This window comes from Pantoea sp. GbtcB22, assembly GCF_019091025.1.
GTDB classification, from domain to species: Bacteria; Pseudomonadota; Gammaproteobacteria; order Enterobacterales; family Enterobacteriaceae; genus Pantoea; species Pantoea leporis.
The window spans coordinates 29,124-47,300 of the sequence record NZ_JAGXKB010000012.1 but is presented as its reverse complement, the minus strand read 5'-3'; the positions used below and the strand labels follow the sequence as shown (position 1 = coordinate 47,300).

Sequence of the window (18,177 nt, the reverse complement as noted above, 5' to 3'; positions counted from 1 at the left end):
CAGTCGCAGTTTCGGTTATATGTACCCTGGTGAGGCACATACTGATTATCGGCACGTACCGCACGTATATAAGCGCAACCGGGATGAAATATTAACGACAGCGTAAGGCGGCTACGGCAGCAGGTTAGCCAGCAAACACTCTGAATCATGCGGGGTATTCATTGCAGAATACCCTTGTGGATATAAGACAGGTCTGTGAGGAATTACCAGCGGTTTGAGCCTGAAACGGCTTCAGCTGCCCATCCATCGTTTTTCAGTACCAGCACAGCCCGCCCGTTTTGCTTATCGCTGAGTGACTGCTCAATCGAGGGATAGGCACTGCGCACGGCTTCTGCTTTTGCCCAGTCGGGGACGTCAGTCGGACTGAATGTGTAATCAACTTTGGAAATCGTTGTGCCGCCGGCATTACCGGGTTCGGTATAGCCTGTGACTTCATCGACCTTATATTTACCGATGCAAAGGAACGGGCTGTCTTCTGAGAGACGACTGCTTTTTCCTTTATCAGTCAGCGTGTAAATATGAGCCGGCACGGTACCATTCCCGAATCCCTGCTTTACGTTATCCTGTCTGACCTCAAGAACGCCAGCCTCGACCAGCGCGTTCAGGGGGCCCTGGTTTTCACCGTTTCTTTTGTCGGCCTGGGACTGGCTGACAAACTGGTTAGCCTGAGCGTCCTCTACGGTCAAAGGATATTTCCCAGAGATGAAAATCCCAGCGGGGCGGAAGGTAATGCATTTTTCGCTGAGCTTCTGGTCAATAGCGCGCTTAAAATTCGCTTTACTTGCGTCCTTCGGCGAATCGCAACCCGCCATAATAAAAGCACTCATAATGGCCGGAATAATCAGCAATCCAGGCTTCGCCATATCAGTCTCCTTAAAATTTCATTCGGATTTTACTAACACATATCAGACACGGGTCAGCTATGAGCCCGATGAGAATGCTTATCAAATTTTATCCAAAATATAATAAATAATTAATGACTCTACATCTGCGCGGCGATTTTTGTCATTTCATCTTTACGGGGTTTGAGGGCCAATGGAACGAAAACGTACGCTAAGAAGATAATTCATTGTTTATATTGTAATTTAACGCTCTCAGTTCTCCTTTTAAAATATCCTCGGGTAGCGTGAACGTATAATGCCCCAGCATACTGATATGTCCATGTATCCGTGGGGATAACCGGGCGATATCTTCAACCCCGGTTTATTCTCCATAACTGCGCATCCAGCTCAGTGCTTCCTGCATGTAAAGCGTGTTCCACAGTACCACTGCGTTAGTGACCAGGCCCAGTGCACCCAGTTGATCTTCCAGCCCTTCACGATAGCGCTTTCTGATCTCACCGCGCTGCCCGTAGCAGATCGCCCGCGCCACAGCATGGCGGCCTTTTCCCCGGTTGAGCTGCGTTATGATCCGCCGACGATAATCTTCATCATCAATATAATTATGAAGTTACGCACGGGTATCAACAAGTCAGCAGTCCCTTGATATTCAGGTCAAGGCACTTAAAAATGCAGGAGTGAAAGCCAACCGCATCTTTACCGACAAGGCATCCGGCAGCTCTGCCTACAGTGAGGGGCTGGATCTGCTGCGTGTGAAGGTGGAGGATGGTAATGTCATTCTTGTGGAGAAACTCGACCGACTTGGCCGCGATACTGCCCACATGATCCAAATGATATAGGAGTTTGACAGCCAAGGCGTTGTTGTGCGGTTTATTCATGACGGGATCAGTACCGATGGTGATATGGGACAAATGGTGGTGACGATTCTGTCGGCCGTGGCACAGGCTGAACGCAGGAGAATACTGGAACGCACAAACGAAGGTCGGAAGGAAGCAAAGCTGAAAGGCACAAGATTTGGCCGAAGACGCACTGTGGACAGAGATGGTGTGCTGGAATTACACCGGAAAGGTACCGGCACAACATATATCGCCCGGCAACTCAGTATTGCCCGTTCTACTGTTTATAAAATTCTTGCAGAAGAAATGACCGGATCTTCGACACGCGGATGATGCCAATGTTTTATGACCACGGGTAGCGCTAACCGTGGTAAATTTTTCAATCAAGACAACGAGGACGTCCCAACTTATTTGGCAGCAACATATTGAAAGAATAGCAATAGATCAGGAAGTGTCCGTTGATTTTTTATTTAAGATAATAGGTTATTTTACAGAACTAACGACACAGATCGAAAATATCTGGCCAGAGGCACCCCCCCGGCCAGGAATTTCAGAAAAGGTAACCCAATCTCAGACTGATATTTGTATCCTGCCGGAATCCCTGCTCTACAGCAATATCACGACCACCTGAGAACTGAACCTGAACGGCAGGTGTAATGAAATGCGAGGCAGAGATACGGACATACGTGCTGTCCAGCCGGTCATCCTGGGAAATTCCGTCAATCCGGCTTTTGGCCCCGGTTATCCATCCGCCGCCAAATCCAAGCTGCGTGGCAGGCGTCAGGTTGTAACTCAGATACGCCTGATATTCGTACCGCGGACTTTGACTGAGTCTGTTGTTATCCGCGCCGTACCGGTTATTTGCTGTCGTCCAGGAGACATCCGCACCCGTAGTGAATGCCCAGGCGTCTGAGAAATGATGGATCCAGACGCCCTGCATCAGATAGCGCCAGCGATTTTCCCCTACATTCACAGCTTTTTCATTGTTGTAGGCTCCGGTGGGAGCATAAATAAAAGGTGCCAGGGAAAGAATGTCACCGCCTTCGTTGTCCATTCTGAACTTTAAAGGCATACCCACAATGATATCGCCCATCCCTGACGCGCTGCCGAGTGGGCTGGCATCTCCCATCGCGTCCGCCCTGACAAACGGAATGATAATCTGTGGCTCAATACTGAAGTTTTCCGCAGGCCGAAATCCATGAATAAAGCGCAGCAGTGTGGCCTCAGAACGTAATCTGTAATCACCCGCTGCTTTATTGCCCTGAGAATAGTATTCATCGCTGTGCGCATACTGAAAATAGGCCAGCGCGAATGTTTTATTCGCCGGCATCATCTCGTAATCTCCGGGAGAAAACTCAAGGGCATCAGCAGGCATGCTTAATGCTGCTGCAAGAGAAATACTGGTACGGCAAAAAAACGTATTCATAATGATCCTCCGCAGTCCTGCCGTAACAGGCCAGTCCCCGGGTGACAGTTAACATATTCAAAATACTGTGATTCTGCAGGTACAACGACAATTTCATGCCACAGGCGGAGCGCGATATTAAAGTTCAGCTCTTTCACGTAACGCATGAACCCGCCAAATATTGCCACGTGTGTCGGATGGCTTTTGGCCCAGAGCTCAAGGGCGGCCATATCGGCAAAATGTGCCAGACCAAACGTTTTTTCCGTCAGCGCATGTGATGAAGGATCTAACACCTGCATATACCGGCAGCTCAGGCAGCCTATGGCATGGCCCTGGTCTCTCAGGAAATCCATTCCCTGGTGCAGTACCGGCTCTACTTCTGTTAGGTATTTTTGTCTTTCTTCCTGTTGCGTGGCCGACCAGTCCTGCCCGGAGCGAATGAGGCAGAGGTTGTTACTTCCTGACAGCAAAATCCGTTTTCCACTTGCTGTCAGCGAACGGGATTTACCGGTTCCCCGGAGGGGGGTGTTCTGGGCCGCAGGCAGGCGATCGCGGGCACTCCCCCAGTAACCATGCTCATGAATTTCACCGCTCATGCCTTCTGCCAGCCGGGCTACGCCTTCCGGGGATGCTTTGTCTGAAAATATGGTCTCAAAGCTTTCAGGCTGCGGGCTGACAATTTCCAGAAAGAAACCATACTCCCCGTTCTCCCTTTCTGGTGAATTCCACCATAGGTGGAACAGGCAGCTCTGTTTCCAGCGCTCAAACTGCTCTGCGGATGACCAGTAGGCGATGGCCATCAGGTTATAAAAACCCGCTTGGTCTTTGCATGACGCTATGTCCCAGTGGCCGGGGCCATCCGCTGACGAAAAACGCGCAGTGACTTCATTCAGGGCAGAAATATCCGGACAGTTTCTCCCCTGAATACCGAAGTACGCCATGACTACCCGGTCGGTCAGGGGGGAGAATCGGGCGGTCCAGGCCGGAAAAGGCGGCTTATGTTCCTCTGACATGGCGGAGGAACATCTGCGCAGGGTACGCAGATGCTCAGGAATGGCAGATTCCATTTCTACTCCTCCTCTTCTTCAGCAGCATCCTGTTCGGCAATTAGCTCAGGAGGCGAATGCCGTTTAATCACAGTCTTGTTGGCTGAGGGATTAAAAAGGAGGCGGGTCACATCAGGGCGGGAATAGTGGCCTACCGGGTCAGCCGCCAGTTTGGCAAAGGTGATCGCTGCAGGGTCGAGCTCAGCGATAAGCAGTCCTTCTTCATTTTCTCCGAGAGGTGCGACGAGTTCTCTTCCGTCGGGGCCATAAATACGGGCATGCCCCCCCCCGGCACTGAGTAACGCTCTCCGGTCATCATCAGGACAAAGGAAATCAATCATCTCATCAGAAACCACGGCACACGGGGCTATCACGAAGCACTGTCCTTCTGCGGCATACAGGCGTGAAGCCGCCGTGTTGACGTCAGGACCCAGTGCGGCCGTTGCGCTGGTATAAAGACTGAAGCTGGGCCAGGCGGCAATATGGATCTCCTCATGCTGGGAATACATCGCATAACGGGACAGCGGCTGCAGATGCTCCCAGCAGCAGAGGGCTCCGACGTTCCCCAGAGGTGTCTCCCAGGTAGTCAGAGAGGAACCGTCGCTTTCGCCGAACAGCGTACGCTCCACGTGTGTGGCCTTAAGCTTGCGCCGGATGCCAATGGTTTCCCCGTCGCTGCCAATCAGCCACTGTGAGATATAGAGACTCCCGTGATCGCGCTCGCTGAAGCCCAGAACGACAACGATATTATTCTGCTGCGCCGCATCCGCAATTCGCTTCGCCTGGGCACTGTCCAGCACCAGAGAGTTCTGATGGTACTGATAAACCAGGGGCATATTCGTGGCGGGCGAGTTAAGCCATAAAAACCACGGATAACCGGGTATCCAGGTCTCCGGAAAAGCAATGAGTTCCGAACCTTTCTGTGCGGCTTCAGAGATGAGGGCGATTGTTTTGTCGATGGTGCCTTCAAGATCCATAAAAACGGGGGCGGCCTGAACGCAGGCAACGGTAACCGGTTTGTTCATCATGTTCTGTCTCCTGGTAAAAATAATTCAGCAGACACAGATATATCCTCCCTTCCGGGCGCGTTGTTATAACAGGAAGGAAAGGATGCTTGTCTGAAAAGGAACTGGTCTGAAGTTTGCATTACATGTCCAACCAGGGCGGAGGTTGCTGACATGAATACCTATAACACTGCTGATGTTTTGTATGCTGAGCGGAGTGAATACTGGCAGCATGCCATCAGCCATACGTTTGTTCCGCTGGAAAGTACTTTTTCAGGAAACGACAGGCACGGCGTTATCAGATCAAGGAACTGGGGAGACCTGCGGCTTTCAGAGGTCAGCTGTAGTGCCCAGGACGTCATAAGACGCCGAAAAGGGGCTGATAATCATCCTGATAATGCCATGCTGCTGAGTTTCATCAGTCAGGGTAAAATGTCCGTGATTCAGACGGGGAGCCATGCCGGTCTTGGTCAGGGTGAATTCGGGCTTTATGACACCCGCTTTCCTTACGAACTGCACCTTCATGGTGAAACGCGTCAGCATGTGGTGCAGATACCCATAGAGCATCTGAGACAGAGGCTGGGAAAGACAGAACACCTTGTTGCGTATTCCTTTGGCAAAAAACATTCCCTGACGCCTTTTCTTTACGTACTTCTGAATAACCTGATGGCGCAGCCAGAAGATATTGCATCCCGTCACACCAGCGTCCTTTACAGACAGCTCCTTGAGCTCCTTACAGTAATCGTCTCAGATGAATGCAGAGCAAAAAGATCGTCCCGTTCATCCGCAGGACTGCTGCTTCAGATTAAAATTATGATAGATCAGCAGCTTTCGGATACTACGCTGTCAGTATCAAGCATTGCTGAATCATTCCGTATTTCACCGCGTTATCTGAGCATGCTCCTGAAAAGTGATGGGACCACCTTTGGCCGGTATGTCCTGACTCAGAGGCTGAATAAAGCTTCGCTGGCTTTGCAGTCCCCGCTCTATTCAGATATACCCATCAGCCAGATTGCATGGAAGTTGGGGTTCAATGATATGGCTTATTTTTCTCGTGCATTCAGAGATAAATTCAGCTGCTCACCAACGGAATACCGTCATCAGGCTGGCGAGGCTTAGCTGGTGATGGTCATAGGACAGGTTCCAGTGCAGGAAATAAATCTGATGCCTGTCGTGATAGCTGGCTTTCTGGAAATTCAGTAACGTGATTTTTCACTCCACAGAGCATCAGTCCGGTTTAAAATAAGGTATCAATTTTTTCATCGAACCGATGGCATAGATGAAAATCTAAGAAAAACAGGTGATTGTACTCTTAACGTAAGTTTTCGTTCCGTTGGACCTCAAACCCCTTTACAGAAATTCGCTGCGATCTAATCACTGGAAGGCATGCAAATCCGATGGTCAGAATTTCAAGAGCTGCTCAATTTTATAGCACTTTTGCGTAACTCTTCTTATCATGGCATTAAGAATAATCTTAATGCCATGGAGTTTCTCTGAATGAAAGGATCGGAATGGAACAAATGGGATTTGCACCTGCATAGCCCGATGACCTGGCTGGCCAACATGTACTCTGGCAGCGGTGACACAGAATCGTTTGTGAGAAAAATCGGCGAGCAACAGCTGACTTTGATCGGTCTTACCAACTATTTTTACTTTCGTCAGAATGAACTTGAAATCATCAGGCATGAAGTTGCCCGTCAGGGCCTGAATATTACTGTTTTGGGCAACGTTGAATTTCGTCTAGACCAGCAGAATAAGGAAGGGACGTTTATCAACGTACACGTCCTGTTTTCTGACAAGCTCAGCACAGAAAGAATAAATGACACCCTGTCCAGACTTCCTCTGAAACTGACAGATGGAAGTGGCAAAGCAGTTTATGCCTGTGAAAGCAGCGTGCGTGAAAGTGGACATGATGTCGATACTATCGTTGTGGACCTAAACAAGCTGCTCGATCATCTTTCTTCTGCGATGAGACCCTTTCTTGATTACATCGTTGCAGTTTGCCCAAATGGTTATGGCGGTTATCGCCCGGGTGCAAACGGACGTTCGGCAGCTATAGCCACTGAAATAGACCGGCAGGGGAACATCATTTTTGGAGGCTTACCTGACAGGGAGTATTTCCTTACGACCTCGCGTTATCCGGGAGCGTCGCTTAAGCCGGTATTTCTTTGTTCAGACGCTCACCGGACAGAACAAATAGGAAGGGCCTACACCTGGGTAAAGGCAAAACCTACGTTTGAGGGGCTCCGACAGGCGATGTTGGAGCCTGAAGGCCGACTGCAGATGGGTGATGACTGGCCGGAAAGGATTATCCCGAAAGTCTACTTCAGTAATATTGAGGTTGAAGGAACCATTTTTAACGGGCAATCAATTAAGTTCAGAAAGATAAATATTCCACTAAATAGAGACATGGTAGCCATAATAGGCGGTCGAGGTACCGGAAAGAGCCTGCTGCTTGACGCACTGCGCTCACTATTTGCAGGCACGGCCACGCGCGGTGGGGAGGAACGCGCGGTTAATGTCCAGCACCTTGCAGTTGTGCTGGATAAAGCAGATGGAGAAAAGATTCGGTTCGATGCCCGCACCGAAAATTATGACTATCTTCACGTTTCACAAGGTGTTATCAAAACCCTGTGTCAGCAGCCCGGCCTCATTAGCGATGAAATAAAAAAAATGCTGCGCCTCGCCGACAGTGAAGTGCCTGAAGAACTACGCGCAGGGCTTGACGATAACCTAAATGCCTACCGGACCTTTCGCGATTATTACTCAGCCCGGGATGAACAACACCATTACATTAATACGGAGGAGTACCAGGCTGCCGTTATCAGAGTTGCACAAGGTAAAATCACCACGCTTACAAGTGAAAAGAACAAAGCTCTAATCGAGCGGTTTCGGGCCAACAGCTTACGTACTACCTCACTAACGCAGGGTTTGAACGCTGGAAATGCTTTTATGAGAGAAGCAGAAAATGCGGAAAGAACTCTGAATACCTTCTTAAACGGGATGAACTCGGTGCCTTCCGGCGCGGTGCCTGTGCCGCCATTAGATCTGTCAGAAGTCAAGGCTAAGGTTGCCGCTTATACGGCGGCACTGAAGGCGCAGCTAACGCAGATAGACGAGGATAACCTTCTGATAACCCGAGAATTCAGAGAGCAAGGTATAGAACAGGATATTTCAGGCGTTCTCGATAAAATTCAAGGCTATCAGCGGGAAATTCAGCAGGCAAATCTAAGAGATGCCGAAATAAAGCATCGTATCACACAGTACAATAATGATGTCCGCCAGCGACAAATATTAACTGAAACGTATGTACGCCAGCTCTTAGAGCAGGAAACAGCAATAGATAACTGCTTTGCTGCACTGGCTGAAAAACCGCATTTTGATCCAGCTCAAAGGGCTTTAATAAAGGAAATTCTGACCGATATTCGCATTTATGGGCAGCCTTACTTTGACTTGACGGTGTTTTACGACGGTATTCTTGAGCGGTTAAACCGGGGAAGGTTCCGTACAGCAGGAGAGCAATCTGGCACGGAAAAGCTGGCTCATCTATTAGGGGTCCGGAGCATTAATGACTTCATAGCGCTCGTGCGAGGAGACGCAATTATTGAGCTTCCTGAGGAACAAGGTAAAAAGATCACGCTTGAGGCATTCCTTTGGAAATCTGAGTACTTCAACAGCCAAGGGCCCTACGCGTTACTGCGATATCTTTATGCTCCAGATCACATCAGAAGCTATCTAATGGTCAGAGCCGAGTTTGAGTATAAAGGGAAAACCGTAGATAAATTGTCGGCCGGACAGCGCGGGACATTCTATGTTTGCCTTAAGCTAGCAACCGATACTTTCGGCTCGCCATTCGTTTTTGACCAGCCGGAAGATGACCTCGATAATGACTTTATTATGCGCCAACTTGTTCCACTTTTCCGTAAAATCAAACAGTATCGTCAGGTCATCATTGTGACCCACAATGCAAACTTGGTTGTAAACTGTGATGCCGAGCAGGTGATCGTGGCCAGAAATGAGGATGAGATTATAAGCTACCGCAGTGGCGCACTGGAGCACGGAGAGCACGGCCAAGAGAACAGCATGCGTAAAGCCATCTGTGATGTACTGGAAGGTGGACGACACGCCTTTGAAACACGTGATAAGAAGTACGGAATGCTTTGACTCTTAATTCAAGGTGGCAGTTGAACTAATAAATGCCCGGTGTTGATATATACACCGGGTAAAGTAAGTAGCTTTTATGAACGACCTATTCATCAGGATTTGAGCTAAATTCTCATCGCACCTTTGCAGCTCAGACAGAGATAAATTTTCCTAAAACTCCCTCTTAAAGGTTAAAGGCTGGCGAGCAGCGCGCAGCCTGCCCCTGAATGCCGCGAGAGCGGCATGGAGGCGCCAGAAATCGTAGAGGGCAGCTTCTGATATCAATGGGCGCCGTCAGCCCGGCAGAGCCGGTTACAGGCTCAAATAAGGCATAATCCCCCCCACGCCCTGACAGACGCCGTTTAAGCAGCGGCCTTTCAGGCGCGAATAAGTCAGACGGTCGCAGACGAAAGAAAGCTAACGCAGGCCTCGAACACTCCAGCAATGAAATCCTTATAGTTACAGCATCCATCTTATAGCGACTCTGTTCCGGCCCGGAGGGCCGGGGCGGCGGCGCTTTTCAGGTGGATTTCGCACCAGGTATCACCGGCGCAGCCGGCTTTCAATAGATTGTTGTAACTACTGCCCTCCGCAGGAGGGAGCTACCTTTGCCGCCTGCGGCATTTGCGAACCGGCGCGGACGTAAGTCCGCTGCAAGGGCGTCCATTTCTACTGTCCACAGGACAGTGCTGAACAGGTTTTATATTTAAAAGTAAGTAATAACGGATGTTTAAAAGAAAGGAGATCGGGTTTTTAAAAGGATCATCGCGGTTAATTAAAAACCCGGATAGCAGTTAAAAAACATCCCGGTCAGAAGTTATCTTTACTGGTCTCTCGCAGTTAATGTGGATAACTGTAAAACCCCAAATTTATGTGAGCTGGCCCGCAAATTTTGTGAGCTAAATCATGCCTTCAGATGCCTTGCCATTTGCTGAAACCGTCTGGTAAACAGAATCAGCTGACAACAGACGCGACTGAGCCTCCGGAGCATGCCGGATGACTGAAAAAAGGGTTTTAAACAGGGCAGTGGTCGTGCTTCGCGCAGGGTTAAACCGGCGCATGAGCACCCCGAATTCAGAACGTTGCTTCAGCCTCTTCAGGTCGTAATCAGCAGGTCGTCATCCAGTCGTGTATACCGCCCACGCGACAGCTTCATACGCTCAGTGACGCGCCGTTCTATCTCTGCACGGACCGCGTCAAGACCGCCAAAGAAGCGGCCTTTGACAATCTCTTTATTCAGCTGAGTACGCACCAGCGCCTCAATGTCTTTACGCGTGCGCGGGGCATCCTTACGCGCACGGTGACGCTTGATGCCATGCTCTCGACGTGATTTCTGGTATTCCCGGAAACGTTCACGCACGAAGGCCCATGCTGCGCTGATGAGTTCGCCGGCGTCTGCACGCGGCAGGCCCTTCTTCTCACGCTGCCGGTTTTCCCACTCGATGCGACTGCGGCGCGCGGCCGCGACAGCTTCCTCTGAGACGTCCAGCATCTGCCACATCAGCGGCGTAAACGTGATGTCAGTCGGAATATTACACCCGATTTCTTTATCGTACTCGGTGTTGTAGGTGATGAGCTTAAGCTGCTCAAGTGTACGGCAGGCGCCCGTGAAGCGCGTTATGGACAGCCGCTTTTTCTCGGTAGCAAGTCCGCACCGGACACTCATGGTAGTCAGTGAAGACCCGACACGGTTGGCCAGCGGATTGAAATACCAGCACATTGCCTGAAGCGAAGCCTCAAGTGCACGGATACGCAGCGTGGGAGGTCTGCGCCTGCGCTCTCCACGTGCGATCGACATGGCAATCAGGGTCTGAAACTCCACGCGCTGCGTGAAGCCAGCTGCCTTCTGGCGGATTTTTTCGCAGAACGGCAGCGTTTTCTTTCCCTTAACCGGGACAAACTCCGGATTGGGATTTTTTACCTGCCGATAAAATGAGGTGTTTTCATATATCTGTTCAGCCACGCCATCCTGCGCTTACGTTGCACAGAAGGAGTGAGCACAGAAGGTATTGCAGTTTTCTGGGCATGTAACTATACTCCCCGCATAGAGCAACAGCTTCTATGCAGAATATGTGAGCCCCGTTAATCTTCCAGGTCGCCAAACTCAGAGATTATCGGGGTTTTCTTTTTTCTGGCCTTCAGTGATCCGTCAGCACCAGTCTCTTGCCACCTTTCGGCGTGGCCCACCAGAATTCGTTACGGTCAGCAATTTAACACTCATGCTCATAACTGGCAATGATGTCATTCAATAACCTTGAAACCCGGGTCTGCTTCTTTGCCTAACTCTTGCTCGATGAGTGATTCAACCATTTCGGCCTGAGTCATGCCCCGCTCCGCACATAACTGATCCAGTCCCTCTTTATGAGCGTTATGAATAAACACATTGAGTGACTTATGCGTTTCACGTTTCCGCGCAGTAAATTCCCGCTGCTTTTCCGCGCCGGAGAGTGAAATACCTTTCCGGTAGAGCCTTTTCGAGGTTGAAGATCCCGCGTTGTCTGCTCGTGACATCTCTGCTCCTCCACAAAAATTCAGACAGAATTTTGTGGAGCATACTACAGTTCCCTGGAATCAGCGACTTAACTTTATTTTCGGCCTTCCGCGTTGGCGCGCGGTCAGGTCTGTTTTTCAGAAAAGGATCAGTACGGGAGCGTGTAATCGGTGCCTTCTGACCACCTCGCATTCCAGTGCTGCAGATACTGACCGGCAATGTCCGGTGCACTGCTGATGACCATCGCGTTTTCACTGTTCATGCGCGCAGCAGCCCGGGTGTAGTTAAAGCTGCCGGTTTCAACCGTCTGGCGGTCCGCCACAATGAACTTGTCATGCAGGGCGGAAAACCGGCCGTTCAGCCGCACCGGAATGTCACCACCCGCGAGAAGACTGATGGCCGCCTGGCTTTTCCGGTTCTGATTTGCCCTTTCATCAAGCACCACGAGGACATCCACACCGCGCGCTTTTGCCCTGATGAGCGACCGGGCCACGTCAGGAGAGGTGAAGCTGTAGCCCGCCAGGCGGATTTCATCGCGGGCAGAATCAATGACGCTCAGCACCAGCGCTTCAGCCCCGCCGTCCGGGGAGAAGGCGACCCGGACGGCCTCGGCCTGAATGCCGGGGGAAAGGAGGGTGAGGCCGCTAAGAAGCAGCAGGATTTTTTTCATGGGGTTTACCTCAGAGGGCCGTGAGCGTGCCGGATTTCTAATCCTGGACGCGAGGGACCGGCCAACCGCAGGGCGGCAGCCGGCAGGGTGTCAGTCAGGTTTACCGGTGGTCACCACGTTCAGCAGGCTCATGTCCGAGTAGGCCTGCTTCACCAGCTGCACGCCGGCCACGAAAGCCGCCACGTTCAGCAGCGGAAAGATCCACAGGCTGATGTTGTGTAGTGCGATACCCGTGACCGGCGGGAAAATCAGCGCAATAACCACCAGGCCCACGATGACGGTGGTCAGGTTACGCCCCCGCACGAAGCGGCCGTCCTCACGCTGCACCAGCTGCGGATGCAGCAGCAGCGTTACCGGCATCATAGCGGGGCGTACCTTCATGTCGCGCACGCGCGCCGCGTCCTCCTCCGGCAGGCTGTGCACGCGGGCAAATACGCCCACGGCGTTGTCCACCGCCTGGCCAATACCCGGAATGCCCGGGCCGTCCCCGCCCCGGCTCCAGCGCCGCAGCAGCGGTCCCGCCTCGCGCATTTCCGGCAGCCAGACCAGCAGCATCAGCAGGGAAACCGCCACGGTGGCGGTAATAAGCAGTGTCGTCATGGTTACTCCAGTGTCTTTTCAGGTTTATGGCCAAACTCCGGCTCGGGTTCGCTGCGCTCATGGCGCACCACGTTTACTTCATCATTCATCATTGCCGCGCGGTCCTCCCGTTCAGGCGACAGGTCATAGTCGCGGTAGTCCGGTGCCTCTTCGTTCTGTAGCTCTTCCAGCGCAGCCTGCAGCGCGGCCTCGCGATCCGCATCCCGCTCTTCGGGCGTGTTGCCAGACTCTTCGCGCAAGGGGACGTCCGGCTCTTTCTCTTCCTGGCCCAGCGCGTCCTTCAGCGCCTTCTCCAGCACCTCCGCCTCGCGGCGGTCCAGCTCCTCGCCGCCGGCAGCCGCGTCGCGACGGTGCGCTGCACCTTCGCTGCCCGAACGTTCACTGTGGTCAGCAGACAGCACCACCGGGCTCTCCGGGTTCTCCTTCATCAGCGCCAGCGCCTCCGCTAAATCCGCGGCTTCCAGCACCTTTCCGTGCTTTTCACCCCGCTGCAGTACGATGCGCTCGCCGTCAGCGGCACCCTCATAGTGGGCGCCGGCAAAGCTGATCTCGCCCGACGCAGGCGAAACGGGCACGTGCCAGTTGCCGCGCTGGCGCCCGTGGCCGTTGAGCACCGGCCACAGCAGCTCCGGCGTTTTACCCGCAAGAAAGCGGGCGTCGGCGGTGAGCTGCTGATCGGTCCGGTCACCGAGCCGCGTTTCGTGCACCGGCAGGCTTTTGTCCCACTGCTGCACCTCGCGGCCCGCGCGCACGTCCTCACCGCGCATCACAACGTCATGCACGGTTTCCCGGCGTCCGCTCCGGCCCTCAACCCGGGAGGTCCATCCCTCAAGGTTGTCAAAGTAGGTCTGGACGTGCTCCTTCGCCCTCGAAAGCTGCACGTAGGTGCTGTCCAGGGCCGCCATCATCTTGCGCGCCCCCTCCTCGCCAAACAGGCCAATCAGGTACTTAACGGATGCGCCCTGCGAGCTGTACGTTGTCACGGCGTAGCCGTAGTCCATGTGCCGGTCGCCGTAGCGTTCGCCTGGCGTGAAGCTCAGCTGCCGGTCACCGGTATCGAGCGTGACGCGGCCGTCTTCCGTGATGTCCGACACCACCGCCATGTCGCTTGCCCGCAGGTTGCGGTCCCGGTCGGTCGCCGTGAGGCGTACCTTGTCGCCCTGACTGAATTCCCGCTGCACCTCTTCAAACAACGCCACTTCCTCCTTGCGCAGCTCCGCCGGACTCATCCACCGGTCCGGCACGCCGTCCAGTCCCTTCAGGTGAACCACGCCGCTGTCCTTATCGGTTTCGCCAGCGCGCCAGTAAGACTCGCCCCGGCGCACCACGTTACCCTCCTGCGCGGCCCAGAAGGCCTGCCGTCCCAGGTCCGCGTTGCTGTTATTCACGCGTGACAGCAGCGGCACGGTGACACCGTCACGCAAATCCCCCTGCGCTTTGAGCTTTTCATGCACCGCCCGGTTGATGCCCACCCTGTCGTCGTTCAGCTCCGCCACAATCAGCGTGTTGTCACGCGCCTCCGGCGTCCGCCCGGCGTAGTCATCCGCGATCATCCCGATGAGGTCCGGTTTGTCCGCCTCACCCGGCGCGGCATCAGGGCCAGCCGCTTCCTGCGCCAGGCGGCCACCGTCCATGACGCTGCTCTCCGGCACATAAGCCCCCTTGCTGCGGGGCACGGCCTGCGGGCTGATGTCCGCCGACACGCGCACCGCCTCGCGCACGTTACCGGCGATGACCGCCTCCACGGCGGGCTTCAGCGCGGGTATCTGACGCACGATTTCCTTCATAACCGCCGCATCCGCCGCGCTGCGGTCGAGCGCCAGCGAGAACGGGGCGCCCGACTCCAGCGACTTGAGCTGGTCACGGTCCCCGCTCACCACCGCGCGGCCCCCGCCGCCTGCGATAACGTTCATCAGGGCGGCCATCTGGGCGTTGCCGTTCATGGAGGATTCATCGATGACAAATACCGTGTTGCTGAAGTCGCGCGCCTGACCGGCCGCCTGCCACTGGCTGCTTTCGCTGAGGAAGCTGGCGATGGTCTGCGCGGGAATACCCGCTCCGGAAAGCTCGCTAACGGCGCGGTGCGTGGGCGCCAGCCCCCGGATATCGGGCCCGTCCTCCAGCGCACCGAGCGAGGCAGATACCGTGCGGAACTGCGTGGTTTTCCCCACGCCGGCGTAGCCCTGTATGGCCACAAAGCGATCGCGCGTGGTCAGGATGAGATTGCCCGCCTCGCGCTGGCCACCGGTCAGGCCCGCCGCGTTTTCCGCGCTCAGGCCCGCCGACAGCAGCGGCTTCACGCTGTTTTTTCCCTCCGCCATATGGCGCAGCACCGTCACCTCGTTGTCGAAGTTTTCCCGTGAGATAAAGAGGCCAGCCGCGCCCTGCTCACCGGTCAGCTCCCGGATTTCTCCCCTTTCCGCCAGGCGAAGCAGCTCCTGCTCCGCACGCAGAGGGCTAATGCGGCTGTTGTCGCTGATAACGTCGGCCATGACCCGGACGCCGGCAAACGTTACGCCGGTACCGGTGGCTTTCTCGATGGCCAGACGCGTGGCGCGCTCGGGCTGCGTCATCTTGCGGGCCTCCAGCGCCCGCAGCGCGTCCGTCAGGTCGCTTTCACCCGACAGCGATTTAATGCCCTGCGTGACGCTTACTACCGGCCGGTTCTCCTCCAGGCGGCGCCCGATGGTCGCCTCGTCCAGCGGCGTGAAGGCCATCACGTCTGAGCCGCTGCGGCGCAGCATGTTAACGGTGGCGTCGTTGACCTCCTTACCCGCCAGCACCGCCACCACGCTGCCCTGCGTGCGCCGCGTGGCGCCGAATGACTCCGCGTAGGCGTAATCCGCATAAAGCGGCGCGTGGCGGTCGACTTTGACCGTTTCCCCCTTCGCGTTTTCCATAGTGATGACGTCCCTGAACAGCCAGCGCCCCTCCTTCACCCCGGTGACCGTCAGCCGCTCGCCGCTGCCCGCGCGGGCGCGGAGGTCTGCGGTGGCGCGCAGCTGTTCGCCCTCACGCAGCTCCAGCTTTTTCTCCCTGTACAGCCGCCAGTGGCTGTCGATGCTGCTGATGTTCACGCCCCGGGTGTCGCCCTTCTCGTCCGACAGGGTCAGCAGATTGTGGCGCTCACTGACGCCGGTGATGGTGAATGACGCTTTGTTTCCGTCATTCTCATGGTGCTCAAGCACCATGCCCGCGCGGTAAACGCTGCGGTCGTTGCGGTTAGTGGCGTCCAGCCACACCGGCACCCGCGCCGTGACCTCGCCCAGCACGCGGCCGAGCTGGCCCTCGTCGGTGAGCACCTCGCGCGTCATGCCCGTGAGCTGGTCGCGCGTACGGGCGTTGCCGGCCTGCAGCGAGACAGGGCGGCCCTGCGCCTTCTCCTGCGCGTAGTAGCGTGCCGCCACGCCGAGCCGGTCCTCGACGGTATCCTTCTGCACCATGGTCACGCGCACGTTTTCACTCTTCGGCGAGGCGGTGAACTGCTTCACGCCGGCGGCGGCCAGTATCTCCGAAGCAAAGCCGGCCGCCCGCCGGGCGTGCGTATCGGTCACAAGCGTAGTGGCATCATGCTGCGCGGCCGTTTTCAGCACGTCGTGCAGTCCGGAGGTGTTGAAGCGCTCGGACTCGGCGACCAGCACCAGCGCCCGCGCCGGCAGCTCCGCCCCGGCCATCTCCTGCGCCGTCATGAGCGTCACGCCGGGCCTGTCGCCAAAATCCTGCTGCTGGCGCTTACGCGCGGCGCCGTCGGCGGCCACCACGACCAGCGGTCGTTCGCTGTCGCGCGCCATGTCCACCACGCTGCGGCTGAAGTCGCTGATAAACTGTGTGCCGCCGCGCACGTCGATAAGGGATACGGCCCTGTCGGCGTCGGCCACCTGCGCCAGCACGCCTTTGTCACCCGCCGGTGCGGTCAACCCGCCCCGTTTTTCCGCCAGCCCGGCGGCCAGCTGTGACAGACGCGCTTCGTCCCGCACGTGGGCAGCGGTGGTGAACAGCGTCTGATTCTTGTCAACGGCTATCAGCTGGCCGCGACCGATGGCGTTGTCCACCGCGCTGCGTACCCGCCCGTAAACCCCGGCCTCCACCGGCACGTGATTCAGCGTGCTGGTCAGCACGTCGTCGTAGGTGACACGTACGCTCCGGGAGGACAGCCGTTCGATGGCCTCACGCACGGCCGCATCAATCTCTGCCGGGGGCGGCGGGGTGATGTCACCCCGTTCGCGCGACTCTGCCAGACGTTCGCGACGTGCTTCCACCTCGCTTCTGAAGGCCTCTGCGTCAAAGCCGGTATCCGCCAGCACGGTCTGCCAGTGCTCGCGCACGCCCTCCATGCCCCCGAACTCCTTGACCTTGCGCGTGTCCAGCGCGGCCATGCTTTTCTGCTTTGCGGTCGCGTCCGGACCCACGGCGGCCAGAATTTCTTCGCGGCGCGAGGAGAACGGCTTCACCGGCACGCCGGTAATGTCCCACTCGCCGCGCGGGCCGGTTTCGGTAATGGGATAGCCCTCGGGCTCGATGATGCCGCGTAAGTGGGCACGGAACAGCGCCCCCAGGCTGACCTGCTCCTTCCAGACTACGTCGGTAAACCCCTGACGCCCGCTGATGTCCGTGGATAAGGTTTTCCAGCCCGCCTCGGACAGGGTTGCGTTGGCCAGCACCGCGTGTGAGTGCACCTGCGGCTCCAGGTTACGGCTGGTGTCGTGCATAAAGACGGCGGCGACGATGTTGCCGGTCTTCTCCATTTCGGAGATGCCGTCGGTCATGGTGCGGGTAGTGGCCAGCTTCTCAACGTCGTCCAGGGTGCGGCGCACCGCCTCGCGGTGAGACTCCACCAGAAACTTATCGCCGGTGACCAGCGCCAGTACGGACACGCTTTTGGGTGCGGAAAAGGTCAGGTCGTAGCCCGGGCGATGTTTATTAACGTCGCCCTGCATGCGGCGGAGGTCGGTCCCGTCCGGCAGCTGGCCTTCCAGCACCTGCACGAAGGTGTCGCGGTTGACCGGGCCCTCAAGGCCCAGATTCTCCGCGCCCGTGCCATACCACTCTGTAGACTGCTCGCCGAGAAAGTAATAGTTGTCCTCAGCGGTATAGTAGGCGCCGGCTTTACCGGCGCTTTTGACTGTGGAAACGGATAGCATAT

General features: G+C 55.4%; 13 protein-coding genes and 2 pseudogenes. 4 read left to right on the top strand and 11 right to left on the bottom strand.

The genetic code is table 11. The features are described 5' to 3' along the window. Positions 1 to 203 precede the first annotated feature (203 nt). A complete protein-coding gene (locus KVT28_RS23845) occupies positions 204 to 863 on the bottom strand; it encodes a hypothetical protein (RefSeq protein WP_217550535.1) in 660 nt (219 codons plus the stop codon). A 190-nt stretch (positions 864 to 1,053) separates the two neighbouring features. Continuing rightward, positions 1,054 to 1,443, bottom strand: a pseudogene (locus tag KVT28_RS23840) (Tn3 family transposase); the annotation flags it as partial. Between the two features lie 19 nt (positions 1,444 to 1,462). On the opposite strand from KVT28_RS23840, the pseudogene KVT28_RS27875 reads away from it, so the two are divergent. Both KVT28_RS27875 and KVT28_RS27870 read left to right on the top strand, forming a co-directional pair. Then, positions 1,463 to 1,837 (top strand): annotated as a pseudogene (locus KVT28_RS27875) (recombinase family protein); the annotation flags it as partial. Further along, positions 1,838 to 2,008 (top strand): helix-turn-helix domain-containing protein, encoded by a 171-nt coding sequence (locus KVT28_RS27870; protein WP_256448503.1) that lies wholly within the window; start codon positions 1,838 to 1,840, stop codon positions 2,006 to 2,008. Between the two features lie 217 nt (positions 2,009 to 2,225). Here KVT28_RS27870 and KVT28_RS23830 read toward each other — a convergent pair whose 3' ends face one another. From KVT28_RS23830 to KVT28_RS23820, 3 genes are read right to left on the bottom strand one after another with little or no spacing between them, the layout of a single operon-like run. Next, positions 2,226 to 3,101: a transporter gene (locus KVT28_RS23830; protein ID WP_217550533.1), complete on the bottom strand. Its 876-nt coding sequence runs from the start codon at positions 3,099 to 3,101 to the stop codon at positions 2,226 to 2,228. Further along, entirely contained in the window at positions 3,098 to 4,147 is a 1,050-nt protein-coding gene (locus KVT28_RS23825) for a phenylacetaldoxime dehydratase family protein (protein WP_217550531.1), read from the bottom strand. The genes KVT28_RS23830 and KVT28_RS23825 overlap by 4 nt, the downstream gene beginning before the upstream one ends. Positions 4,148 to 4,149: 2 nt before the next feature. Continuing rightward, positions 4,150 to 5,154: a carbon-nitrogen hydrolase family protein gene (locus tag KVT28_RS23820; RefSeq protein ID WP_217550529.1), complete on the bottom strand. Its 1,005-nt coding sequence runs from the start codon at positions 5,152 to 5,154 to the stop codon at positions 4,150 to 4,152. A 150-nt stretch (positions 5,155 to 5,304) separates the two neighbouring features. Here KVT28_RS23820 and KVT28_RS23815 point away from each other — a divergent pair, with 150 nt between their 5' ends. Further along, complete coding sequence (locus tag KVT28_RS23815) at positions 5,305 to 6,249, top strand: helix-turn-helix domain-containing protein (RefSeq protein WP_217550527.1); 945 nt, start codon at positions 5,305 to 5,307, stop codon at positions 6,247 to 6,249. Positions 6,250 to 6,627: 378 nt separating this feature from the next. Further along, a complete protein-coding gene (locus KVT28_RS23810; RefSeq protein ID WP_217550525.1) occupies positions 6,628 to 9,294 on the top strand; it encodes a TrlF family AAA-like ATPase in 2,667 nt (888 codons plus the stop codon). Between the two features lie 1,075 nt (positions 9,295 to 10,369). Here KVT28_RS23810 and repA (KVT28_RS23805) read toward each other — a convergent pair. The 6 genes from repA (KVT28_RS23805) to mobF all read right to left on the bottom strand — a co-directional run bounded on the left by repA (KVT28_RS23805) (position 10,370) and on the right by mobF (position 18,175). Then, positions 10,370 to 11,236 carry a plasmid replication initiator RepA gene (gene repA / locus KVT28_RS23805; protein ID WP_217550523.1) on the bottom strand — a complete coding sequence of 289 codons (867 nt, stop codon included), beginning with the start codon at positions 11,234 to 11,236 and terminating at the stop codon, positions 10,370 to 10,372. Then, on the bottom strand, positions 11,229 to 11,300 hold the full coding sequence (gene tap, locus KVT28_RS23800) for a RepA leader peptide Tap (protein ID WP_211729683.1): 72 nt from the start codon (positions 11,298 to 11,300) through the stop codon (positions 11,229 to 11,231). The genes repA (KVT28_RS23805) and tap overlap by 8 nt, the downstream gene beginning before the upstream one ends. 214 nt (positions 11,301 to 11,514) lie before the next feature. Then, positions 11,515 to 11,784 carry a replication regulatory protein RepA gene (gene repA / locus KVT28_RS23795; RefSeq protein ID WP_217550521.1) on the bottom strand — a complete coding sequence of 90 codons (270 nt, stop codon included), beginning with the start codon at positions 11,782 to 11,784 and terminating at the stop codon, positions 11,515 to 11,517. A gap of 128 nt (positions 11,785 to 11,912) precedes the next feature. Further along, on the bottom strand, positions 11,913 to 12,434 hold the full coding sequence (locus KVT28_RS23790; RefSeq protein WP_217550519.1) for a phospholipase D family protein: 522 nt from the start codon (positions 12,432 to 12,434) through the stop codon (positions 11,913 to 11,915). 90 nt (positions 12,435 to 12,524) lie between these two features. Next, complete coding sequence (locus KVT28_RS23785) at positions 12,525 to 13,034, bottom strand: hypothetical protein (protein ID WP_217550517.1); 510 nt, start codon at positions 13,032 to 13,034, stop codon at positions 12,525 to 12,527. Between the two features lie 2 nt (positions 13,035 to 13,036). Next, complete coding sequence (gene mobF, locus KVT28_RS23780) at positions 13,037 to 18,175, bottom strand: MobF family relaxase (RefSeq protein ID WP_217550515.1); 5,139 nt, start codon at positions 18,173 to 18,175, stop codon at positions 13,037 to 13,039. Positions 18,176 to 18,177 lie beyond the last annotated feature (2 nt).